The organism is Acidocella sp. MX-AZ03 (assembly GCF_027626035.1).
Lineage (GTDB): Bacteria > Pseudomonadota > Alphaproteobacteria > Acetobacterales > Acetobacteraceae > Acidocella > Acidocella facilis.
On record NZ_CP110774.1, the window covers coordinates 351,708 to 372,872 of the forward strand.

Here is a 21,165-nt window from a genome sequence, read left to right on the forward strand (position 1 = left end):
TCGCCTCGTCCAGAAACAGCCAGTCCGGCTTGGCCAGAATCGCCCGCGCCAGCGCCAAACGTTGCTGTTCGCCCCCCGAAAGTGCGAGCCCCCAATTCGCCGCCTCATCCAGTCGCTCGGCCAGATGCCCCAGCCCCATCGCCGCCAGCGCCTCACGCGCCGCTTCATCATCCAGCCCCGCTTCCGGCCCCGGATAAGCGAGATTGCGCCGCAACGTGCCCAGCGGGAAATAGGGTTTTTGCGGCAGGAACAGCAGCTTGCCCTGCGGCAGCGTCACCTCGCCCTGGCCATAGGGCCAGATCCCGGCCAGCGCCCGGAACAAAGTGGATTTACCGGTCCCGGAGGCGCCGGAAATCGTCACCAGCTCGCCCGGCGGCAAGGTCAGGCTGGCACGGTCCAGCAGCTTGCGGCCATCGGGCAGGGTCAGCGTCAAATCGCGCAGCGCCAGACCCTCGCCACCCGCCTGCAAGCGCGGTCCGCCGGCGGCCATGGCGCGCGCCGTCTCCATCGCCTCGCGGAAGCCATAGAGACGCGAGACGGTGGCGCGCCAGGCGACAAGCCCGGAATAGGAGGTGACGAACCAGGAGAGTGCCCCCTGCACCTGGCCGAACACCATCGGGATCTGGCTCAACCCGCCCAGCCCGATCTTCTTGGCGAAATAGCGCGGCAGGATCACCACCAGCGGGAAGATACTTGCCACCTGATTGAAGGAGATGGTGAAGAAATTCAGCGCCTTGGTCCGGCGCATGATCGCCCAGAAATTATCCCGCACGAACTGAAAGCTGCCGACCAGTTCGCCCTCTTCCTGCGCCTCGCCATGGGAGAGCGCGATCGCCTCGGGATGCTCGCGGATGCGCACCAGCCGGTAACGGAAATCCGCTTCCAGCTTCTGCTGGTTGAAGGCCAAAGGCACCAGCTTGCGGCCGATCAGATGGGTCAGCCCGGTGCCGACCAGCGCGTACAGAATGGCCACCCACAGCATATAGCCGGGAATGGTGACGCCCAGCAGCGTGATCGAGCCGGAGATGCTGTAGAGCACGAACACGAAGCTGAACAGAGTCACCACATTGGTGATGAAATCGATGCCGAGCGAGAGCGTGCTGGTGGTGAAATTATTCAAATCCTCGGAAATGCGCTGATCCGGGTTGTCGATGATCGAGCTGGGCGCGTGGGAGAGCGAGATATTGTAATAGGCCCGGTCCTGCAGCCAGTTTTCGACATAATGGGTGGTCAGCCATTGCCGCCATTTGATCTGCAGCATCTGGCTGAGATAGGTGGCGTAGACCGCGATCAGCACATAGATCACCACCAGCTCGAGAAAGCCCGGCATGGCGCCTTTGCCCGGCACCCGTATCACCGGCATGTAGAGAAGGGCGACGACGATCTTCGAATCATAGGCCTGGATGGCGTTGAAGAAATCATTATTCCAGTAGGTCAGGATCACATTGAGCCCGACCAGCAGCAGATTCAGCCCCACCACAGCGCCCAGCAGCCCCAGGCCACCCATTTCTGCTCGGATTTGAAATAGGGCTTGGCCAGGCTGACGCCCTCGGCGAAGCCGGTGAGGAAATTCGTCATCGCATGGCGCAAAGTCAGCCCTCCGGACGGGTCAGGCGCAGGCGGATCACGCCATGCAGCGTCTCGGGATCGACTGGCTTGCCCTTGCGGAGAATCTCGATCCGCCCGGCCCGCGCCAGGCGCTGCGCCGCCAGCTTCACCGGCGCCAGCGAGCGGCGCCAGCTTTCATCCTGCGGATGGCCCGCCAGCGCGCGCGCCGCCTCGGTGGGGCAGATGGATTTGTCCAACCCGCGCTGGGCGAGCGTGTCGAGAATGGCCTGTTCGGCGGGATCGGCGGTCATGGGAACAGAGTTATGCCGCAAGCGGCGGAGGCATCAAGGTGCAGCATATTGCGATTTGCAAAGTTGCGTGTCAGCGGGTGAGTGCCGCCAGCCGAGCGGCCAGGCTTCAGCGCCGTGCCAGCAGGCTGCCGAGCGCTGCGCCATCCATGGCGGCGCTGAAAAAACTGCCCTGCGCCAGATCCGCCCGCAGCCGGCGCAACAGATCATACTGGGTCTGGCTTTCCACCCCGTCCGCCAGCACCTGGCAGCCCAGCGCGTGCCCCGCCTCCACCGCCGCCTGCACGATGCCGGCCGCGCCATCCGCCTCGATATCGCGCACCAGCGAGCGGTCCAGCCGCAAGGTGGAGAAATTCAGCTTGCGCAGCGGGGCGAGCGAGGCATAGCCGGTGCCGAAATGGTCCAGCGCCAGCCGCAGCCCCAGACCCTGCAGGGCCCGCAGCGCGAAGACCGTATCCTCATTGGCATCCAGCAACATCTCCTCGGTGATCAGCAATTCCAGCTGGCAGGGTTCAGCCTGGGCGTGCTGCAACGCCTCCAGCACATGCTTCACCAGCTGGCCGGAGCGCAGATGCCGCAGACACAAGGCCAAAGAGAGGGTGAAATCCCGCGGCATCTGGGCCGCCTGCACGCAGACCTGGCGCAGCATCCAGGCGCCGAGATCGATGATCATGTCCGATTGCTCGGCCAGCGGCAGCAAATGCCCGCCGGGATCAGCCCGCGCCGCGAATGGTCCAGCCGCAGCTGTACCTCCGCCGCGCAGGCCCGCCCGGATGCCAGCGCGATGATCGGCTGGAAATGCAGCGCCAGCCTGTTGGTGGCCAAGGCCTGGCGCAGCTTCTGGATGACGCGCCGCCGCTCGGTGATGCGGTGGCGGGCATTATGCTGCTTCAGCTCCCGTTCCGCCCGCAGCTCAGCCTCGGCGGCATGATCCGATTCTTGGCGTGTCGCGGTCATGGCGCCACGCGGGGGCGAGAGGGGCGGGCTGGGCGGTGCAGGAGGCGCATGGCGCCAATTTGCCCGGCCTCTCTTAACATCCCCCTAACAAAACCCAGGATTCAGGCCGAAATTAACGCCTCTCGCAAGCCGGCGAAGGTGCGTGCCCGGCCGTAATGCCCCGCCACATAGGCCAGGGCCGGCTCGGGCGGGGGCGGCGGGGCGATATGGCGCAGGATCGCCACGGCGAAATCCGCCGCGCCGGTGGCCGGGATGAAGGGCGCGGCATCGTCCCGCGCGAACCCCTCCAGCGCCGCCGGGGTGGCGATGGTGACCAGCCCGTGCCGGGCATAATCCAGCATCTTGATCTTCAGCCCCGACCCGGCCCGCAACGGCGCGATGGCGAGCGCCGCCCGGTGCAGCAGCGGGGCGAGCTTCGCCACCCGCCCCAGCGCCTTCACCCCCTCGGGCAGCGCCCGCAGCGCCGGCCCGCAATCGCCGATCAGGTCCAGCGTGATCCCCTGGCCCCGTAGCCCCGGCCAGATCTCGCTCAGAAACCAGCGCAGCCCGTCCAGATTGGGCAAAGTGTCGCTGCCGATGAACACCAGCCGGCCCGGCAGCCGCATTTGTCCGGCCGGGGGCGGGCAGGGCAGGGCCGGCATCGGCGCGGTGAGGATATCGGCGCCGGGGCACATCTGGCGCAAAATCGCCGCCTCCTCGGGCTGGATCGCGGTGATATGCCGGGCGCGGGCCAGCAGCTCGGTTTCGCGCTGCCGGGTCAGCCCCTCCGGGCGCACCTTGTAGCCGGCCAGTCTTAGCGCCTCGGCACGGCGATGGAACAGGTCATGGGTAATCAGCAGGTTGTTCACCTGCCGCAGCTCGGGGGCTGCCAGCAAAGCGGCCCGGAAGATGGTGTCGATCAGCACCGCCTCGGGTTGCAGCCGGGCGATGGCGGCGGCACACCAGCGCAGATCCGCCGCACTGGCGAAGCTGCCCAGCACCGCATCGGCCCGGTTGCGCCGCGCCCGCAAAGTCTGGGCCAGCCGCCTCGGCAGGGCGCGTAGCCCCAGCCGGGCGGTGGCCTGGGCCAGCCCGGGCAGGGTGGCGGGCCATGCCAGCCGGCCATAGCGGCGCAGCCCTGGGCCGTCCACCCGCATCCCGTCCAGCCAGGCCAACGGCGAAGCCAGCCGCGCGCCGGTGAGCAGGATGGTCACATCCCGCCCTCGGCCCGCAGCCAGTCCAGAATTTCATAATTGAGCGCCAGATGCCCGGCGGCGCCTGGTCTGGGCAGTTCGTCAGTGACGAAAACGATCAAGGGCGGGCGCGGTCACGGATGGCGATCACCTGCCCTTGCGTCACGCGGTCAGGCCGCGTTCTGGGTGACACCCTTTTCGGTGAGCAGGGTCTGCAGCTCGCCGCTCTGATACATCTCGGTGACGATGTCGCAGCCGCCGATGAACTCACCCTTCACATAAAGCTGCGGGATGGTCGGCCAGTTGGAGAATTGCTTGATCCCGTCGCGGATCTCGGGGTCTTCCAGCACATTCACCGAAGAGAAGGCGACGCCGGCATGCTTCAGGATCTGCACGACGCGGGCGGAGAAGCCGCATTGCGGGAAGAGCGGGGTGCCCTTCATGAACAACATGACCGGAGCGCTGTCGATCTGCGCCTGGATGGTGGAAAAAACGGGGTTATCCATGGGGTATTTGGTCCTTATTCCGGGGCCGCTGTCTGCAGCGCCAGGGCATGAAGTTCACCGCCCATGCGCCCTTGCAGGGCGGCGTAAACCATCTGGTGCTGGCGCACCCGGGGCACGCCCCGGAACGCTTCCGACACCACATAGGCGGCATAATGGTCGTTATCTCCCGCCAGATCCTCGATCCGGATCGTGGCGTCAGGGAAGGCGGCCTTGATCAAAGCTTCGATCTCACCCGCGGGCATGGCCATCTATTAAAACCCTTTTTCAGGCGAACCAGCGAGGGAAGAACCCCTCATGGGCATCGCGCAATTGAGGCAGAGATATGGCAAGGCCATCCGGCAGAGTCAATTTTTTCTCTTCCGACGACGCGCCGATATGCTGGGCCGGAATACCGGCGGCGGCGGCGGCGGCCAGCACCGCGCTCGCATCGCGCACGGCCAGCACATAGCGGCCCTGGTCCTCGCCATACCAATATTCGGCCGCCCCGGCGCCGGTCAGCGCCGCGCCGCAATCCCCGGCCAGCGCCATTTCCGCCACGGTGACGAGCAGCCCGCCATCGGAGACGTCATGGCAGGCGGCCACGGCGCCGGCGAGGATCTGCCCGCGCACGAAATCGCCATTGCGCCGCTCCACCGCCAGATCCACCGGCGGCGGCGCGCCTTCCTCGCGGCCGAGAATTTCACGCAGATAGAGCGAGCGCCCCAGCTCGCCCTTGGTCTCGCCGATGACCAGCAAGGTGAGGTCGGGGCTGAGCCCATAGCCCACCGCCAAAGCCGCATCCTCGATCACGCCGACCGCGCCGATGGCCGGCGTGGGCAGGATCGGGCGGCCCTCGGTCTCGTTATAAAGCGAGACATTGCCGGAGACGACCGGGAAATCCAGCGCCGTGCAGGCCGCCGCCATGCCTTTGATGGCGCTGGCGAACTGGCCCATGATCTCGGGCTTTTCCGGATTGCCGAAATTCATGTTGTCGGTCACCGCCAGCGGCTTCGCGCCGGTCGCGGTGATGTTGCGCCAGGCCTCGGCCACCGCCTGGGCGCCGCCCATTTCCGCATCCGCCACGCAATAGCGCGGGGTCACGTCGGTGGTGATGGCCAGGGCGCGCTTGGAGCCCTCCAGCCGGACGATGGCGGCATCGGCCTGGGCCGGGCGCTTCACTGTCTGCCCGCCGACGGAGCTGTCATACTGGTCGAAAATCCAGCGGCGCGAGCACAGATCCGGCGAGCCGATCAGCTTCAGCAGCGCCTGGTCCAGTGGCGCATGCGCCTCAATCGGCGCCAGCTTCGCGGGCTTGGGGGTTTCCGCGATCGGGCGGCGATAGAGCGGGGCCTCGTCGGCCAAAGGTGCCAGCAGAATATCCGCCTCGACCACGCCCTGATGCTTGACCACGATGCGCCCGGTATCGGTGATATGGCCGATGACGGCGTAATCCAGATCCCATTTCTCGATGATGGCGCGGGCCATGTCCGAGCGCTCGGGCTTGAGCACCAGCAGCATGCGCTCCTGGCTCTCGGAGAGCATCATCTCATAGGCGCTCATGCCGGTTTCGCGCTGCGGCACATCGTCCAGATTCAGCTCGATGCCGACGCCACCTTTGCCTGCCATCTCCACGGAGGAGGAGGTGAGGCCGGCCGCACCCATGTCCTGGATGGCGACGATGGCATCCGTCTGCATCAGCTCCAGGCAGGCCTCGATCAGAAGCTTCTCGGTGAACGGATCGCCGACCTGCACGGTCGGGCGCTTATCCTCGGAGGCGGCGTCGAACTCGGTGGAGGCCATGGTGGCGCCATGGATGCCGTCACGCCCGGTCTTGGAGCCGACATAGACCACCGGATTGCCGACACCTGCGGCGGCGGAGAGGAAAATCTTGTCCTGATGCGCGATGCCGACGGTCATCGCATTCACCAGCGGGTTGCCGTTATAGGCCGGGTGGAAATTCACCTCGCCGCCCACGGTCGGCACGCCGACGCAATTGCCATAGCCGCCAATGCCGCGCACCACGCCATCCACCACGCGCTTGGTCACCGGCAAGGCCGGGTCGCCGAAGCGCAGCGCGTTGAGGTTGGCGATCGGCCGCGCGCCCATGGTGAACACGTCACGCAGAATGCCGCCCACACCGGTCGCCGCACCCTGATAGGGCTCGATGAAGCTGGGATGGTTATGCGACTCCATCTTGAAGATGGCCGCCAGCCCTTCGCCGATATCGATCACGCCGGCATTCTCGCCGGGGCCGTGAATGACCCAGGGCGCCTTGGTCGGCAGTTCCTTCAGCCAGACCCGGGAAGATTTATAGGAGCAATGCTCGGACCACATCACCGAGAAGATGCCAAGCTCGGTGAGGGTGGGGGTGCGGCCCATGATCTCCAGCACCTTGCCCCATTCCTCGGCATTGAGCCCGAAGGATTTGGCGAGCGTTTCATTAATTTCAGTCATGCGGCCGCCAGGGAGTCAAAGAGGGGTTTGCCGTCGATGCCGCCCATCAGCGGGTCGACGAGGTTTTCCGGGTGGGGCATCAGCCCCAGCACCCGCAGGTTCGGGGAGAAAATCCCCGCGATGCTGCGTGCCGAGCCGTTGCGGTTTTGGTCCGCATAGCGGAAGGCGACGAGGTTTTCGCCTTCCAGCCGGTCGAGCGTCGCCTCATCTGCGGTGTAATTGCCATCGCCATGCGCCATCGGCGCGCGGAACACCGCCCCTTTGTCCCATTTCGAGGTGAACACGGTATCGGCGCGCTCGACCTTCAGCATGGTGTCCATGGAGAGGAAGCGAAGCCCGGCATTGCGCAGCAGCGCGCCGGGCAGCAGCCCGGCCTCGGTGATGATCTGGAAGCCGTTGCAGACGCCCAGAACATAGCCGCCGCGCTCGGCATGGGCCTTCACCGCGCGCATGATCGGGCTTTGCGCCGCCATCGCGCCGCAGCGCAGATAATCCCCGAAGGAGAAGCCGCCGGGCAGGATCACGAGGTCGGTGCCGGCGGGCAGCTCCGTGTCCTTGTGCCAGACGATCGCCGGTTCACGGCCAAAGCTCTGGCGCACGGCCAGGATCATGTCGCGTTCCCGGTTGATGCCGGGAACAGAAGGATGGCGGCTTGCATGGGGGGCTAATGCCGGAACTGGCGCGGCCAAGCAAGGCGGTTTGGCTCAGGGCGCCCGTGCAAAGACCCCTTAAATAAAATGCCAAAAGTTTTTGGGGGTGTGGGGACTTTTTGAAAAAAGTCCCCACGAACGTCTGGGGTGGCGGCAACGACGTTGCCACCACCCGAACGTTTCCGCCCCTTTTTTGAAAAAAGGGGGCGGCCCCAAAAAACTTTTATAAATTTTTCAAAGGTTTGTTTTAGGCAGGCCGCGCGCCCACATCCAGCAGACGCTCCACCAGCGTGTTGCCGTCAATCTTCTCCTCCGTCAGCGCCATCGCCAGCACCTCGCCGCCAAACACGTTCGGCGCCAAAATCATATCTGGCTGCACCCGGCGCACCCGCTCCAGATTCTTCCGGCTGCTCACCGCCGCAACCTTCTTCGCCTCGCACCCCATCTCGCGCAGCGCCAGAATCACGAACGCATTCTCCGCATCGTCCGGCGACAGGGCGAGCACCGCATGCGCCGTCTCCGCCCCGGCGCGGCGCAGCACGTCCAGCTCGGTAGCGTCGCCATGCACCATCTCGGCCGCGCCGAAATCCTCATCTTCATCGGTGATGACAACCACGGCTTTATCCCGCGCCAGCAATTCCCGCGCGGTGTTATGCGCCAGCGCGCCCGAGCCGGCGATGATGTAATGATTCACCCGTTTCATGCGCTTCCTCTGATGTGGGTCGATGATGCGGCTCAGCCGTCCCTGCACCAGCGGCCCGACCACGGCGCTGAGCGAGGTGACGAAGACGGTGATGCCCACCACGATCAGCGACATCACAAACAGCCTGGCCTCGTCGCTCTTGGGCAGAATATCGCCATAGCCGACGGTGGACATGGTGACGATGGTGAAATAGGCGGCCTGCTGGATATCCAGGATCGGCGGCGCGAAGCCCTGGCCCAAGATCAGCGAACCCAGCACGCCATAGGTGATCAGCAGCAGCGTCGCGGCGACGGCGAACAGCGTGCCGGCGGCCAGCGAGGAGCGCTGAAAACTGCGCCCGGCGGCGGAGAGGATGATGAAAACCGTGCCGATATACAGCACCGGCGGCGAATACCAGGCCTCATGGCTATAGCCGATGGCCAGCGCCCCCTGCGCCAGCGCCATCAGCAGCGCCGCGATCCAGGCCAGGCGCGAGCGCAGCAGCAACCCGACCGCCACGAAAATCTGCAACACCCCGATGATGGTGCTGGGCACGCCCTGCAGGATCAGCGCCGGCACCTTGGCATCCAGCGGATGCAGCGCATCGAACAGGCCGGAGAGCTGCAGATGCAGATATTCGGACAGGTAGCGCCGGATCGCCGGCTGCAGCGCGATCATCCCCGCCGCCCCACCGCCAGCCCCAGCGGGATCTGCGGGAACCAGAGATCCAGCCGCATCCTGCGGTAGAGCCGCAGCAGCAACCGCCGCAACGCTGCCAGGCCAGCCCGCAGCCGCGGCATCAGCCGCACCGCGCGGATATGAAAAAAGGGGCAGACATGCCCCTTTAAGTGCAGAGCCAGGGCGCGTAAGTAAAGCGCCCTGCCCGAATCAGGCCGCGATTTCGACCTTGAAGCTCTCGATCACGGTATTGGCCAGCAGCTTGCGGGCCATATCCTCGGCCTGGGTCTTAGCCTTGGCGGCGTCCGTTTCGGTCAGCTCCAGCTCGATGATCTTGCCCATGCGCACCTCACCCACCTGGTCAAAGCCCAGATTATTCAGCGCATGGCCAATGGCCTTGCCCTGCGGGTCAAGCACGCCGTTTTTCAGCATGATGGTGACAATGGCCTTCATCTATCACAAAACCTTTTTATCAATAAGCGCTAATTGTTCGGATGCGCTTGTTACTGCATCGTCTCCGGGCCCTTCATGTCCCGGGAGCCGGCTTCGGGGAGGATGCCCAGGCGGCGGGCGACTTCCTGATAGGCTTCCTCGATCTTGCCGAGGTCGCGGCGGAAGCGGTCCTTGTCCATCTTCTCGTTGGTCTTGGCATCCCAGAGGCGGCAATTATCCGGGCTGATCTCGTCGGCCAGGACCACGCGCATCTCGTCATTCTCGTAGAGACGGCCGAATTCCAGTTTGAAATCCACCAAGGTGATGCCGACGCCGAGGAACAGTCCGGTGAGGAAATCATTGATGCGCAAAGTGAGGTGGACGATGTCGTCCATGTCCGGCGGGGTCGCCCAGCCGAAGGCGGTGATATGCTCCTCGGCCACCATCGGGTCGTTCAGCGAATCGTTCTTATAATAATACTCGACGATCGAGCGCGGCAGGCGCGTACCTTCCGGGATGCCCAGGCGCTGGGCGATGGAGCCGGCGGCGATGTTGCGCACCACCACCTCGATCGGGATGATCTCGACTTCCTTGATCAGCTGCTCGCGCATGTTCAGGCGGCGGATGAAGTGGGTGGGGACGTTGATCTCCGCCAGCTTCGTCATCAGGAATTCGCTGATCCGGTTGTTCAGCACGCCCTTGCCGGTGATCGTGCCCTTCTTCTGGGCATTGAACGCGGTGGCGTCATCCTTGAAATATTGCACGAGGGTGCCGGGCTCGGGGCCCTCGAACAGGATCTTTGCTTTGCCCTCATAGAGCTGGCGGCGGCGGGCCATGGCGGAACAACCTTCGAAATTAACGGAGCCGGTCTATACCAAGGGTGCCCCCGGAATACCATGGGGGCCAAGCATGGGCGCCAAGACCCTGGCGGGGCTGCGCGAAAGGGCGGGTCAGGCTATCTGACTTTAACCATGGAAACGCCCGAAACCTTCCCGATCAACCGGGCCGCCTTCTGCGGTCTTCTGGCCATGTTCGTCAGCATCGGCGTGGCCCGGTTCGGCTTCGCGCCGATCGTCCCAGCGCTGGCGAAGGCGCATTGGTACAGCGCGGCCGCCGCCTTCTGGCTGGGGGCGGCGAATCTGGCCGGCTATTTCATCGGCGCGGCGGTGATGCGGGTCTGGCGGCGCCCCTTCGCGGCGAAGCCGGCGGTGCTGGGCTTCATGGGGCTGACCGCCTTGTCCATCCTGGCCTCGGCGCTGAACTGGGGCTGGCTCTGGTTCGGGGCCTGGCGGCTGCTCTCTGGCATCACCGGCGGGATTTTGATGGTGCTGATGGCCGCCGCCGTGGTCGGCCGGGCGCCGGCCCGGGCTCGCGGCAAGGTCTCGGGCATCACCTTCGCCGGGATGGGGGCGGGCACGGCCTTCAGCGCCATTCTGCTGCCGCTGCTGCTGGCGCGCGGGCTGGTCTGCACCTGGATCGTGCTGGGCGTTGTCAGTGTCGCGGCGACCTTGGCGGTGGCGCTGATGATGCCGCCAGCGCGGATCACCCCGCCGCCGCGCCATGCCGCGAACGGGCTGCCGCCGCGTGTGGTGCTGCTGATGATCGCCGCCTATGCGCTCTCGGCCTTGGGCTTCGTGCCGCATATGCTGTTCCTCTCCAGCTTCGCGGCTTTGGGGCTTGGGCGCGGCGTGGCGGCGGGGCGGAGCTGGCCGCCTGCCTGGGGGTGGCGGCGATGTTGGGGCCGCTGATCCTGGGGCGGGTGGCCGACCGGTTCGGCTTTCTGCCGACATTGGGGGCCGGCTATGTGCTGATGGGCTGCGGCGTGGCGCTGCCGCTGCTGCTGCACGCGCAGCTGGCGCTGGCGGTCTCCGCCCTGGTGGTGGGCGCCATCGCACTTGGTTCGGTGATGCTGGTGGCGGGGGCGATTGCCGGCATGGTGCCGCCGGCCCGGCTCTCCGCCGATTGGGGGTTGGCGACGATGGCCTATGCGGTGATGCAGGCCGGTGTGGCGGCGCTGTTCTCCAACCTGTTCCATCTCACCGGCAGCTATGAGCTGCTCTTTGGCATCGGCGCGCTGGCGATGCTGGTCAGTATCGGCCTGATCGGGCTCTGCCTCAGGCTGACGGCCGCCGCTGAGGCTTATTGATGGGCCAAAAAAACAGCCCCGCCGAAGCGGGGCTGGTGGGGTCAGGCGACGGTCTCGAGGGCCGGGTAGTCGGTATAGCCTTTCGGGCCCTGGCCATACATCGTGCTGGTATCCAGCTCGTTCAGCGGCGCGTTCTGCTTGAGGCGGGTGACCAGGTCCGGGTTGGCGATGAAGGCCTTGCCCCAGGCGACGGCATCGCAAACGCCATCGGCCAGCGCGGCCTCGGCGCTCTCCTTGGTGAAGCCCTCATTGGCGATATAGACGCCGCCGAAGGCTTTCTTCAGCTGCGGGCCGATCCAGTCTTCCGCCTGGTGCTCGCGCGCGCAGATGAAGGCGATGTTCTTTTCGCGCAGCTCGCGGGCGACATAGGTGAAGGTGCCGAGACGGTCGGAATCGCCCATCGAATGGCTGTCCATGCGCGGGGCGAGATGCACGCCCACCAGCTCCGGGCCGAACACGGAGGCGGCGGCGTCCACCACTTCCAGCAGCAGCCGGGCGCGGTTCTGGATGGAGCCGCCATATTCGTCGGTGCGCTGATTGGTGGAATCCTGCAGGAACTGGTCGAGCAGATAGCCGTTGGCGCCGTGGATCTCGACACCGTCAAACCCGGCCATCTGCGCGTTCATCGCCGCCTTGCGGTAGCATTCGATGATGCCGGGGATTTCGCTGAGCTCCAGCGCGCGCGGGGTGACGTAATCCTGCAGCGGGCGCACCAGGCTGACATGGCCCTGGGCGGCGATGGCCGAGGGGGCCACCGGCAGCTCGCCATTCAGATAGAGCGGGGCGGAGATGCGGCCGACATGCCAGAGCTGGGCGAAGATCAGCCCGCCTTTGTCATGCACCGCCTTGGTGATGAGCTTCCAGCCTTCCACCTGCTCCTGGCTCCACAGGCCGGGTGTGTCCGGGTAGCCGACACCCATCGGGGTGACGGAGGTGGCTTCGGTGATGATCAGCCCGGCATCGGCGCGCTGGGCGTAATATTCGGCCATCAGCGCGTTCGGCACGCGGCCTTCGGAGGCGCGGCAGCGGGTGAGGGGGCCATGATGATGCGGTTGCGCAGGGTGAGTTCGCCGAGCTTCAGCGGGTCAAACAAATTGGGCATGGTTCGTCCTTGTTTCAGGTTGAGAGGAAAAGCGCGCTCATAGCTGCGCCTTCAGCAGCGTGAGAAATTCCGCGATGGCGGCTTCATCGCGTTGGTAGAACACGAATTGGCCGCATTTTTTCGCGGTGATGAGGCCGGCCTGGTGCAGGATGGCGAGATGGCCGGAGACGGTGGATTGCGACAGGGTGCAGGCGGATTCGATTTTCTGGGCGCAGACGCCCCATTCATACGGGTGGTCCTGGCCGGGAAAATGCTTTGCCGGGTCGCGCAGCCCGCGCAGGATGGAGAGCCGCGCCGGGTTGGCGAGGGCTTTCAGGATTTCATCCAGTGCGGGCGGGCTCTGCATCGTCATCTGTCGATATTTAGATCGGTAATTTCCGATTTAAAGGGCAAAAGTTTTTGAGGGTGTGGGAACTTTTTTCAAAAAGTTCCCACAAACGCCCGGGCGGTGGCACGGGCGGCGCAACGCCTAAAGCGGAATCTTCCCCAGCCCCCAGGCCGATCGAGAATATAGGTCGGAAACGCCGTCCCGCTGATCCGGCCCCGCAGCGCCGCCAAAATCTCCCGCCCACGCGCCGGTTCCACATGAAAGCGCGCGGTGCCGGGGCGGGGTCGAGCTGGTGCAGGTAGTAAGGCTTCACCCGGGCGCGGAGCATGGCGCGGAACAGCGCCGCCAGCGCGTCCTCACTGTCATTCACGCCCTTCAGCAGCACGCTCTGGCCCAGTAGCGGGATGCCCAGCCGGGAGAGGCGCCGCAGGCCGGTATTGGCCTCGGGGTAGAATTCCCGGGCGTGATTGGCGTGCACGGCGATGTAGAGCGGGGTTTCGATGTCCAGGGCGGCCAGCAGCGCGTCACTGAGCAGAGACGGGTCGGCCACCGGCACCCGGCTATGGATGCGCAGCAGCTCGACATGGGGGATCGCCTGCAGGCGGCGCAGAATGTCGCCGAGGCGGCGCGGGAGAGGATCAGCGGATCGCCGCCGGTGAGGATGATTTCGCGGATGGCGGGGTGCTCGGCGATGTAGGTATAGGCGGCGTCCAGTTCATCGGCGGAGAGCAGGCCGCCATCCGGGCCGACCTGCTCGCGGCGGAAGCAGAAGCGGCAATAGACCGGGCAGGCCAGCAGCGGCTTCAGCAAAGCCCGGTCCGGGTAGCGGTGGACGATGCCGGGGATAGGGGAGAGGGCTTCGTCGGCGATCGGGTCGGCATCCTCATGCGGGGCGGTGATCAGCTCCGCCGCGTCCGGGATGAATTGCAGGCCCAGCGGATCGTGCGGGGTTTCGATGCGCGCGGCCAAAGCGGGGGGCACGGCGATGGCGTAGCGGGTGGCGACGGCCTGTGCGTCCGCCAGGGCCTCGGGCGGCAGCAGCCCAGCCTGCACCAGCTCTTGCGGGGTGCGCAGCGTGCGTTGTTTGGGGGAGGAAATTCCGTCCGGCATCGGGAGCGTGTAAACCGGCGGGCATGAGCTCTCAACCCTGGCAGACCCTGCCCGACCGCATGGCGCTTCTGCGCCGGCGCAATCTTCTGGCTTCGGGCGTGCGCGCCTTCTTCACCGCGCGCGGCTATAGTGAGGTGGAAACACCTTATGCCGTGGCGGCACCAGGGGAGGAGGTGCATCTTCGCGCCCGCCAGGCCGGGGCGGAATGGCTGAACACCTCGCCGGAATTCGCGATGAAGAAGCTGTTGGCTGGCGGCTCGGGGCCGATTTTTCAGATGGCGCGGGTGTGGCGCGATGAGCCATGGTCCGACACCCATGCGCCGGAATTCACCATGCTGGAATGGTACGCGCTGCATGCGGATATGGGCGCGCTGATGGCGGAGACGTTTGCACTGTTGCAGGCGACGCTGCCGCCGGCGGTGAGCTGCCGGGGGATCACCACCGTGCTGGATGAGCCCGAGTATCTGAGCGTGGCGGAGGCGTTTGCGCGCTATGCCGGCGCGGATGTTCTGGGCACGGCGGGGGATGCAAGGGCGCTGGCGGCGCAGGCGGGGGTGGCGCTGCGGGAGGGTGAGGAGTGGGAGGATCTGTTTTTCCGGCTGTTGCTGGAGAAGATCGAGCCGCATCTGGGGCGGGGGCGGGCGACGTTTCTCACCCATTGGCCCGCCGCCCAGGCGGCGCTGGCGCGTCGATGCCCGCAGGATGAACGGGTGGCGGAGCGGTTTGAGCTGTATGTCTGCGGCATCGAGCTGGCGAATGCGTTTGTCGAGCTGACGGATGCGGCGGAACAGCGGGCAAGGTTTATCGAGGACCGGGCGCGGCGGCATGCCCTGTATGGGCCGGACTGGGCGCTGGATGAGGAATTTCTGCAGGCGGTGGGGCAGTTGCCGGCCTGTGCCGGGATTGCGCTGGGGTTCGACCGGCTGGCGATGCTGGCGACCAATGCCAGGCGCATTGCCGATGTTTTATGGCTGCCCGCGGCACTTATATAAGAGGCTCTGAAGGAGAGTTTTTCGATGCGTCCGATTTATGCTCTGGCTTTGGGTTTGGGGCTGGCCGGTTGTGCGACGGGGCCGAGCCTGGATACGCGGTTGGCGAGCTATATCGGCGCGCCGGAAGCGACGCTGGTGGCGCAGTTCGGCGTGCCGCAGCGGCAGATCAAGGTGGGGGATATCACCTATCTGGCCTACACGCTACGGTATGACGCGCAGAGCATTCCGATGGGGCCGGTCTGGGGCGGATGGGGCTGGGGACCGGGCTGGGGGGCGTATGGCGGCCTGCCTGCGGATGTGCAGATTTACAGCTGTGAGGCGACCTTCGCGCTGCAGGGCGGCAAGGTGGAGAATTATACGCTGCGTGGGAATGATTGCCGCTAACCAGGGATAAAAGGTTGGGCGCCTATATGCTTGGCTAAGTGCTTATCGGAAACGAGTTGTCGTTGAACGCCGATGCAATGATCCGATAAAGAGGGTGGTTCGGCTCGAACTGGTGGTGGGCAATGAGCTCAATGAATTTGTCTGGGTCGATAGGAGCATTCGCGGCGACGACGATTTCTTCGAATTTAAGAAGTAGACGAGACAAAGTGTCCTGGTGATAAACATAGAGGGCACCGCTTTTTATGCGGGCTGTGTCAATGATAAGCGCTCTCAGACCATCATCTTCTGCTTCCCGAGCCACCTGCTCGGGTTGAAGGCGAAGGATGTCTCTTATCGTGTACAAAGGTAAGTAACCGACAGCCTTTTTCGGACCAACTGATGTTAAGCTGCGTAAGATCTCAGCTTTTTCTTGCGCAGAAATAGTTGACCAGTCTGTCATGGTTGCTCGTTTGGTCTTTTCTGGAAAAGCCTGTCGATGTCCGACTGAGAGTTGGCTCAAGGTTACGAAGGAAAGACTGCTTAGCCAAGCATATAGTTGTCAAAGTTTTTGGGCGTGCGAGGGAGTTCAAAAACACTCCACGTCTTTTTTACGCCTCCGGCGGCGTCGCGGCCTCGATGGCGCGCAGCATGGCTTTGACGCCGGCGGCCGCACCGTCCTTGTGGTTCCACACAGCACCCGAGACAGCGACGAATTCAGCGCGGACTTCCACCAGGGGGCGCAGTTTTCGGCGGTGATGCCGCCGATGGCCACACATGGGATTTCCATCGTCTCCGCCCAGAGCTTCAGCGTTTCGATTTCCGCCATTTCCGGCGGTTCCTTGGTGGTGGTGGGGAAGAAGGCGCCGAAGGCGACGTAGTCGGCCCCGGCCTCGCCGGCTTCCATCGCCAGATGGCGGGAATTGTGACAGGTGACGCCCAGGGTGAGGTCGCCCAGGATTTTGCGGGCCTGTTTGGCGGGCATGTCGGTCTGGCCGACATGGGCGCCGTCGCAGCCGGATTTTACCGCCAGGGCCGGATTGTCATTGAGCAGGAAGGCGACGTTCCGGCTTTGCGCGATGGGGCGCAGGCGGTCGATGACGCGCAGCAGCTCGGCTTCCGGCACGTCCTTCAGGCGCAATTGCAGGGCCGCGACGTCGCCGGCATCCAGGGCTTCGGCGAGGAGGCGCTCGAAATTCTCGGGCAGGATGGGCGGGGTGATGAGGTAGAGGCGGCAATCGGGCATGAAGAACTCTTGATAAAGAAAGAGCAGCCTTTTTGGAAAAAGGCTGCACCCAAAAACTTTTGCGACCTGGGTCCCGGGCGTGGCCGCATGGGTTGCCCAAAGTCGTGGGGTCTGGGGCCTCTCGGCCCCAGCGGGGTGCAGGGGCGTCGCCCCAAAGGGGCGCCGCTTTGTATGAGGCGCGCCTCCGGCGCGAGGCCCCTGCTGGGGTTCAAAGGGGCAAAGCCCCTTTGCCTTAGGCCTTATTCAAATAAATATCGATAATCTTCTGCAGCAGCGCCAGGGCTTCCTCGCGCGGGCGCTGGAAGGTGTTGCGGCCGATGATGGAGCCGTTGGCGCCGCCATCGCGCAGGCCACGGATTTCCTCGTACAGCGCGTCCAGGCTCTTGGCCTCGCCGCCCGAGAACACGACGATGCGCTTGCCGGCGAAGCAGCTATCGACCACGTGCTTGACGCGCTTGGCCATGGTGGAGGCATCGAACCCGGCATAGGATTTCTTCGCGGCTTCCAGCGAGATCACATCCGTCGGCGGCTTCACCTTGATGATGTGGGCGCCGATGAGGGCGGCCATGTGGGCGGCATAGGCGCAGATATCCAGGGCGGTCTCGCCGGCCTTGTCGAGCATCGGGCCGCGCGGATAGGACCAGACGACGACGGCGAGGCCGGCGGATTTCGCCTCTTCGGCCATCTCGCGGATTTCCTCGATCAGGTCGAAGGCGAATTCGGAGCCCGGATAGATGGTGAAGCCGATGGCCGAGCAGCCCAGGCGCAGCGCGTCGGAGACCGAGCCGGTGAGGCCCTGGTTCTTGTCGGTGGCGAGCGAGTTGGAGGAATTGACCTTCAGGATGGTCGGGATCTGCCCGGCGAACTCGGACGCGCCGACTTCCAGCATGCCGAGCGGGGCGGCATAGGCGGAGAGCCCGGCATCGATGGCCAGCTGGTAGTGGTAATACGGGTCATAGGCGGCCGGATTCGGCGCGAAGGAACGGGCCGGGCCGTGCTCGAAGCCCTGATCGACCGGCAGGATGACCAGCTTGCCGGTGCCGCCCAGCTTGCCCTGCATCAGGATGCGGGCGAGGTTTGTCTTGGTGCCGGGATTGTCGCTCTCATAGTGAGAGAGAATTTTTTTAACGGTTTCGGTCATCGCCATCTGAACCAGTCCTCCTTGGGGAAACTGGCGGCGATGTAACCCAAGAACAACGCGCTGTCATCCGCCGAGCCAGGAGATCAGCCGTTTTTCGCAGGGCTTTAACCTCAGCTCCAGATAGGCGGGGGCGGTGGCGAGGAGAATCGCGCCGTTGCGCCGGGCCTGGGTGGCGATCTCGGGCCAGGCGGGGCAGGGGCGAGAATGAGCCCCTGGCAGCCCAGCGCCAGCGCCTCGGCGGCGCGGCCGGGCGCATCCGCGCAATCCAGCAGGGAAGGGCCAGCATGGCCCGAGTCGCGGAGCAGGGCGCACCACCAGGCCGCCCCCATAATGAGGGCGGCGCCGGGGGCGGAAAGCAGGGTCACCGCCAGGCCGGGGGCCAGGGCCATCCGCGCGGCTGAGAGCCCGTGCACCATCACCGCCGGGGCAAGGGTGAGAGTTCATCATTCATCTGCGGGGTTCTCCTTGACCGCGCACGGCGCGCTCGGGTTGAATGGCTGGCATGTCTGAGTCGGAATCTGAAGACGAAATCCTGAACCGTATCGAGGACGCGCTGCGCAAGATCGCATCCGTGACCCGCAACGGTAAAGCCGCCCTGCCTGTGCCCCGCGATCCTGCGCCCCAGGATCCTGCCCCGCAGGAGGAGGAGCTTGACCGCGAGGCCCTGGCCAGCGCGCTGGACCAGGTGATCCTGCGGCTGCGCGGCGGCCTCACCCCGCCTCAGACCCCCACGGAGGAATAAGCCCATGGCGCAGGTCACCATCCGCATCAATGGCTATGCCTATCAGGTCGGCTGTGAGGACGGGCAGGAGGAGCATCTCGGCAAGATGGCCGCCGAGATCGAGCAGCGCATCACCCATATCAAGGCGATCGGTGGCCAGGCCGGGGAGGCGCGGCTGCTGATGCTGGCCGCGCTGCTGCTGGCCGACGAGCTGCATGATGTGAAAACCAACCCGCCGGCCAGCGCGCCGGTGGCGGCGACGCCGCGGGCCGATGGCGAGCGCCGGGCGCGGCTGCGCCGGGTGGCGGCGCGGGCCGAGGAAATCGCCTCCGACCTGCTGGATCTCTGATTTTTCGAAAATAGCGCCCTCAAGGTGATTGCGGGGCGCGCGGGTCTTGCCTAAATCTGTTCGCGGAGCTGCCCGGTGCGTCAGGCAAGACATCCCCTGGGCCGTTAAGCACTTCCCTCGGGAGCTGGCTCTGTCCGGGCCCTGGTCCGGATATCTGGCACCCACCTGCACTTGCAGGCCTTGGGAGGATGCAAACGCCAACGGCCAGGGTGGCTCCACCTTCCCCTGCTTTGTCGCGAAGACTCTATAGCGAAGATGAAATTGGCGATAACAAGCCGGTTTGTCGTCCGAACCCTATGAAATTGTTGACCTGCCTGTTACATCCTGGCATCGTTGAGCGTTGGGGGACCTCATGACACGTTCGGAATTGATCGCTGGATTGGCGGAAGACAACCCGCATTTGACCGTCGCGGATGTGGAGAAGATCGTCTCGGCCTTGTTCAACGAGATGACGGCCGCACTTTCGCGCGGGGAGCGGGTAGAGCTGCGCGGCTTTGGCGCCTTTACCGTGAAGCGCCGCCAGGCCCGCGCCGGGCGCAATCCGCGCACCGGGGAGACGGTGGATGTGGCGCAGAAATCCGTGCCGTTCTTCAAGGCCGGCAAGGAGTTGCGCGAGCGGATCAACAAACCCGCCGCCCCCGCCGCGGCGAAGAAGACGAGTGGAGTAAAGAGCTGAAATCCATCAAATTCATCATCGGCTTCCTGGTCATCCTGGCGCTGGTGATTTTCGTGCTCTCCAACCGGGTGCCGGTGCAGATCGGGTTCTGGCCGTTTGGCTCCGCCTCCGCCTGGCTGGGGCCGGTGGCGGTGGTGGCGCTGGCCATCGGGTTTTTTGTCGGGCTGCTGGTGGCGCTGCCGCGCCAGTTGCATTGGCGGCGCCGGGCGCGCCAGGCCGAGAAGCGTGTGGTGGAGCTGACCCCGCCGGCGCCGGCGGTGCCGGTGACGCAGCCGACGATAATCAGGTGAGATGAACATGACGGGTCGTTTGATCGCGGCGATCGATACGCCGGATTTGGTGCGCGCCCAGGCGCTGGTGCGCGATGTGGCGCCGCATTGCGGCATGGTGAAGCTGGGGCTGGAATTTTTCCTGCGCCATGGCGTGGACGGCTATCAGGCGGCGGCGCAGGGCGCGGATGTGTTCCTGGATCTGAAGCTGCACGATATTCCCAATACGGTGGCGGGCGGTGTGCGCGCGTTGTTGCCGTTGGGACCGAAGCTGATCACCATTCATGCCGGTGGCGGCACCAGGATGATCGAGGCGGCGGCGAAGGCGGCGGGGAGATAGGGCCGACCAGGCCGAAGGTGATCGCGGTGACGGTGCTAACGAGCTTCGATTCCGAAGGCTTGGCCGAGACCGGTATTTCCGGCGGGACAGCGAAGCAGGTGCTGCGGCTGGCGCGGCTGGCTTTGTCCGCCGGAGCGGATGGGCTGGTCTGTTCGCCACATGAGGTTTCGATTTTGCGCGATGCGCTCGGGTCAGCGCCGATTTTGGTGGTGCCCGGCATTCGCCCGGAAGGTGCGGCGCTGGGCGACCAGGCGCGGGTGATGACGCCGCGGGAGGCGGTGGCGGCGGGGGCGGATTACATCGTCGTCGGCCGGCCGATCACCGGGGCGGCGGATCCTGGCGCGGCGGCGGCCGAGATTGCCGCCAGCATCGCATGAGCCGGCTGGTCAAGATCTGCGGGCTGAAGGATGCGGCGGGGTTTGACGCCGCCGTGCAGGCTGGGGCGGATTTCGTCGGGTTCGTATTTTTCGCCCCTTCGCCGCGTTACGTGACCAGCGTCGAGGCGCAGGAATTGTCGCTGCGCCATGCGGGCGGGCCGCAACGCGTCGGGCTGTTCGTCAATCCGGGCCTGGATGAGGTGGAGGACGTGCTGCGGGATATCTCGCTGGATATTCTGCAGGTGCATGGCACGAAGGAACAGGTGCAGGCGCTGCGTCTGCGCTTTGGCCGGCCGGTTTGGCACGCGCTGGGGGTGGAGCGTGAGGCCGAGTTTCCGGCGCATGACGACACCGCCGATGGCTATATCGTCGAGGCGAAGCCGCCACCGGGGGCGACGCGCCCGGGCGGCAATGCCGTGCAGGCGGATTGGGAGCTGCTGGCGAAATTCCGGCCGGCGAAGCCCTGGCTGCTGGCCGGGGGGCTGAACCCCGCGAACGTGGCGCGGGCGCTGGCGATCACCGGGGCGCCGGGGGCGGATGTGTCCTCGGGCGTGGAGCGGGCGCCGGGCGAGAAGGACCCGGGGTTGATCCGGGCCTTTGTTGAGGCGGTGAAACAAGGCTGAGGGGTTTGCGGGCAGGCGC

At 65.3% G+C, this 21,165-nt stretch carries 27 protein-coding genes, 1 other RNA gene and 5 pseudogenes; 11 read left to right on the plus strand and 22 right to left on the minus strand.

Annotation, left to right across the window (positions count from 1 at the left end):
• Nucleotides 1-55: 55 nt before the first annotated feature.
• The 14 genes and pseudogenes from GT370_RS21140 to purC form a co-directional block, all read right to left on the minus strand.
• A pseudogene (locus GT370_RS21140) lies at nt 56-1,507 on the minus strand (ABC transporter ATP-binding protein/permease); the annotation flags it as partial.
• Entirely contained in the window at nt 1,468-1,590 is a 123-nt protein-coding gene (locus tag GT370_RS01975) for a hypothetical protein (RefSeq protein ID WP_270183805.1), read from the minus strand. The pseudogene GT370_RS21140 and the gene GT370_RS01975, both read right to left, overlap by 40 nt.
• Before the next feature lie 2 nt (nt 1,591-1,592).
• Nucleotides 1,593-1,859, minus strand: coding sequence for a DUF3253 domain-containing protein (locus GT370_RS01980; RefSeq protein WP_008493490.1), 267 nt, complete (start codon nt 1,857-1,859; stop codon nt 1,593-1,595).
• Between the two features lie 106 nt (nt 1,860-1,965).
• A complete protein-coding gene (locus GT370_RS01985) occupies nt 1,966-2,556 on the minus strand; it encodes an EAL domain-containing protein (RefSeq protein ID WP_270183806.1) in 591 nt (196 codons plus the stop codon).
• Nucleotides 2,526-2,813, minus strand: coding sequence for an EAL domain-containing protein (locus GT370_RS01990; RefSeq protein WP_270183807.1), 288 nt, complete (start codon nt 2,811-2,813; stop codon nt 2,526-2,528). The genes GT370_RS01985 and GT370_RS01990 overlap by 31 nt, the downstream gene beginning before the upstream one ends.
• 101 nt (nt 2,814-2,914) lie before the next feature.
• Nucleotides 2,915-4,006 carry a glycosyltransferase family 4 protein gene (locus tag GT370_RS01995; RefSeq protein WP_270183808.1) on the minus strand — a complete coding sequence of 364 codons (1,092 nt, stop codon included), beginning with the start codon at nt 4,004-4,006 and terminating at the stop codon, nt 2,915-2,917.
• Nucleotides 4,007-4,155: 149 nt separating this feature from the next.
• Nucleotides 4,156-4,491 carry a Grx4 family monothiol glutaredoxin gene (grxD, locus tag GT370_RS02000; protein ID WP_008493486.1) on the minus strand — a complete coding sequence of 112 codons (336 nt, stop codon included), beginning with the start codon at nt 4,489-4,491 and terminating at the stop codon, nt 4,156-4,158.
• A gap of 14 nt (nt 4,492-4,505) precedes the next feature.
• Nucleotides 4,506-4,739 (minus strand): BolA/IbaG family iron-sulfur metabolism protein, encoded by a 234-nt coding sequence (locus GT370_RS02005; protein WP_008493484.1) that lies wholly within the window; start codon nt 4,737-4,739, stop codon nt 4,506-4,508.
• Nucleotides 4,740-4,755: 16 nt separating this feature from the next.
• On the minus strand, nt 4,756-6,924 hold the full coding sequence (gene purL / locus GT370_RS02010; protein WP_008493483.1) for a phosphoribosylformylglycinamidine synthase subunit PurL: 2,169 nt from the start codon (nt 6,922-6,924) through the stop codon (nt 4,756-4,758).
• Nucleotides 6,921-7,582: pseudogene (gene purQ / locus GT370_RS02015) on the minus strand (phosphoribosylformylglycinamidine synthase subunit PurQ). The gene purL and the pseudogene purQ overlap by 4 nt, the downstream one beginning before the upstream one ends.
• A 239-nt stretch (nt 7,583-7,821) precedes the next feature.
• A complete protein-coding gene (gene kch / locus GT370_RS02020; RefSeq protein ID WP_270183810.1) occupies nt 7,822-8,934 on the minus strand; it encodes a voltage-gated potassium channel protein in 1,113 nt (370 codons plus the stop codon).
• On the minus strand, nt 8,931-9,056 hold the full coding sequence (locus tag GT370_RS02025; RefSeq protein WP_270183811.1) for a hypothetical protein: 126 nt from the start codon (nt 9,054-9,056) through the stop codon (nt 8,931-8,933). The genes kch and GT370_RS02025 overlap by 4 nt, the downstream gene beginning before the upstream one ends.
• Nucleotides 9,057-9,144: 88 nt before the next feature.
• Entirely contained in the window at nt 9,145-9,387 is a 243-nt protein-coding gene (gene purS / locus GT370_RS02030) for a phosphoribosylformylglycinamidine synthase subunit PurS (RefSeq protein WP_008493480.1), read from the minus strand.
• Between the two features lie 50 nt (nt 9,388-9,437).
• Nucleotides 9,438-10,202, minus strand: a complete 765-nt coding sequence (purC, locus tag GT370_RS02035; RefSeq protein ID WP_008493479.1) for a phosphoribosylaminoimidazolesuccinocarboxamide synthase — start codon at nt 10,200-10,202, stop codon at nt 9,438-9,440.
• A gap of 135 nt (nt 10,203-10,337) precedes the next feature.
• Between purC and GT370_RS02040 the strand changes: the two genes are divergently transcribed.
• Both GT370_RS02040 and GT370_RS02045 read left to right on the plus strand, forming a co-directional pair.
• Nucleotides 10,338-11,114 carry a YbfB/YjiJ family MFS transporter gene (locus GT370_RS02040; protein ID WP_270183812.1) on the plus strand — a complete coding sequence of 259 codons (777 nt, stop codon included), beginning with the start codon at nt 10,338-10,340 and terminating at the stop codon, nt 11,112-11,114.
• A complete protein-coding gene (locus GT370_RS02045) occupies nt 11,099-11,512 on the plus strand; it encodes a YbfB/YjiJ family MFS transporter (protein WP_270184340.1) in 414 nt (137 codons plus the stop codon). The genes GT370_RS02040 and GT370_RS02045 overlap by 16 nt, the downstream gene beginning before the upstream one ends.
• A gap of 41 nt (nt 11,513-11,553) precedes the next feature.
• Here GT370_RS02045 and GT370_RS02050 read toward each other — a convergent pair.
• The 4 genes and pseudogenes from GT370_RS02050 to GT370_RS02065 form a co-directional block, all read right to left on the minus strand.
• Nucleotides 11,554-12,614 (minus strand): annotated as a pseudogene (locus GT370_RS02050) (alkene reductase).
• 37 nt (nt 12,615-12,651) lie between these two features.
• Nucleotides 12,652-12,966 carry an ArsR/SmtB family transcription factor gene (locus GT370_RS02055; protein WP_008493476.1) on the minus strand — a complete coding sequence of 105 codons (315 nt, stop codon included), beginning with the start codon at nt 12,964-12,966 and terminating at the stop codon, nt 12,652-12,654.
• Between the two features lie 10 nt (nt 12,967-12,976).
• Nucleotides 12,977-13,327, minus strand: coding sequence for a hypothetical protein (locus GT370_RS02060; RefSeq protein WP_270183813.1), 351 nt, complete (start codon nt 13,325-13,327; stop codon nt 12,977-12,979).
• Nucleotides 13,318-14,052 (minus strand): radical SAM protein, encoded by a 735-nt coding sequence (locus GT370_RS02065; RefSeq protein WP_270183814.1) that lies wholly within the window; start codon nt 14,050-14,052, stop codon nt 13,318-13,320. The genes GT370_RS02060 and GT370_RS02065 overlap by 10 nt, the downstream gene beginning before the upstream one ends.
• A gap of 23 nt (nt 14,053-14,075) precedes the next feature.
• On the opposite strand from GT370_RS02065, the gene epmA reads away from it, so the two are divergent.
• Together epmA and GT370_RS02075 are read left to right on the plus strand one after the other, a co-directional pair.
• Entirely contained in the window at nt 14,076-15,044 is a 969-nt protein-coding gene (epmA, locus tag GT370_RS02070; protein WP_008493474.1) for an EF-P lysine aminoacylase EpmA, read from the plus strand.
• Between the two features lie 24 nt (nt 15,045-15,068).
• The gene (locus tag GT370_RS02075; RefSeq protein ID WP_008493473.1) at nt 15,069-15,428 is read left to right on the plus strand and encodes a hypothetical protein; all 360 of its coding nucleotides are present in this window, start codon (nt 15,069-15,071) and stop codon (nt 15,426-15,428) included.
• Between the two features lie 34 nt (nt 15,429-15,462).
• Here the strand turns inward: GT370_RS02075 and GT370_RS02080 are convergent, their stop codons facing one another.
• From GT370_RS02080 to GT370_RS02095, 4 genes and pseudogenes are all read right to left on the minus strand, one after another.
• Nucleotides 15,463-15,867, minus strand: a complete 405-nt coding sequence (locus tag GT370_RS02080; RefSeq protein WP_144052673.1) for a hypothetical protein — start codon at nt 15,865-15,867, stop codon at nt 15,463-15,465.
• 148 nt (nt 15,868-16,015) lie between these two features.
• Nucleotides 16,016-16,650, minus strand: a pseudogene (gene thiE, locus GT370_RS02085) (thiamine phosphate synthase).
• A gap of 232 nt (nt 16,651-16,882) precedes the next feature.
• Nucleotides 16,883-17,797 carry a class I fructose-bisphosphate aldolase gene (locus GT370_RS02090; protein WP_008493470.1) on the minus strand — a complete coding sequence of 305 codons (915 nt, stop codon included), beginning with the start codon at nt 17,795-17,797 and terminating at the stop codon, nt 16,883-16,885.
• Nucleotides 17,798-17,901: 104 nt separating this feature from the next.
• A complete protein-coding gene (locus GT370_RS02095; protein ID WP_270183815.1) occupies nt 17,902-18,207 on the minus strand; it encodes a hypothetical protein in 306 nt (101 codons plus the stop codon).
• Nucleotides 18,208-18,293: 86 nt separating this feature from the next.
• On the opposite strand from GT370_RS02095, the gene GT370_RS02100 reads away from it, so the two are divergent.
• The 7 genes and pseudogenes from GT370_RS02100 (at nt 18,294) to GT370_RS02130 (ending at nt 21,146) form a co-directional block, all read left to right on the plus strand.
• Complete coding sequence (locus tag GT370_RS02100) at nt 18,294-18,533, plus strand: hypothetical protein (protein ID WP_008493467.1); 240 nt, start codon at nt 18,294-18,296, stop codon at nt 18,531-18,533.
• A 4-nt stretch (nt 18,534-18,537) separates the two neighbouring features.
• Entirely contained in the window at nt 18,538-18,861 is a 324-nt protein-coding gene (locus GT370_RS02105; protein ID WP_234731369.1) for a cell division protein ZapA, read from the plus strand.
• Between the two features lie 62 nt (nt 18,862-18,923).
• Nucleotides 18,924-19,081: non-coding RNA, 6S RNA (ssrS, locus tag GT370_RS02110), on the plus strand.
• A 132-nt stretch (nt 19,082-19,213) separates the two neighbouring features.
• A complete protein-coding gene (locus GT370_RS02115; RefSeq protein ID WP_008493465.1) occupies nt 19,214-19,537 on the plus strand; it encodes an integration host factor subunit beta in 324 nt (107 codons plus the stop codon).
• 44 nt (nt 19,538-19,581) lie between these two features.
• A complete protein-coding gene (locus GT370_RS02120; RefSeq protein WP_008493464.1) occupies nt 19,582-19,827 on the plus strand; it encodes a LapA family protein in 246 nt (81 codons plus the stop codon).
• A 1-nt stretch (nt 19,828) separates the two neighbouring features.
• Nucleotides 19,829-20,523, plus strand: a pseudogene (gene pyrF / locus GT370_RS02125) (orotidine-5'-phosphate decarboxylase).
• Nucleotides 20,520-21,146, plus strand: a complete 627-nt coding sequence (locus GT370_RS02130) for a phosphoribosylanthranilate isomerase (RefSeq protein ID WP_008493462.1) — start codon at nt 20,520-20,522, stop codon at nt 21,144-21,146. The pseudogene pyrF and the gene GT370_RS02130 overlap by 4 nt, the downstream one beginning before the upstream one ends.
• Nucleotides 21,147-21,165: the final 19 nt, after the last annotated feature.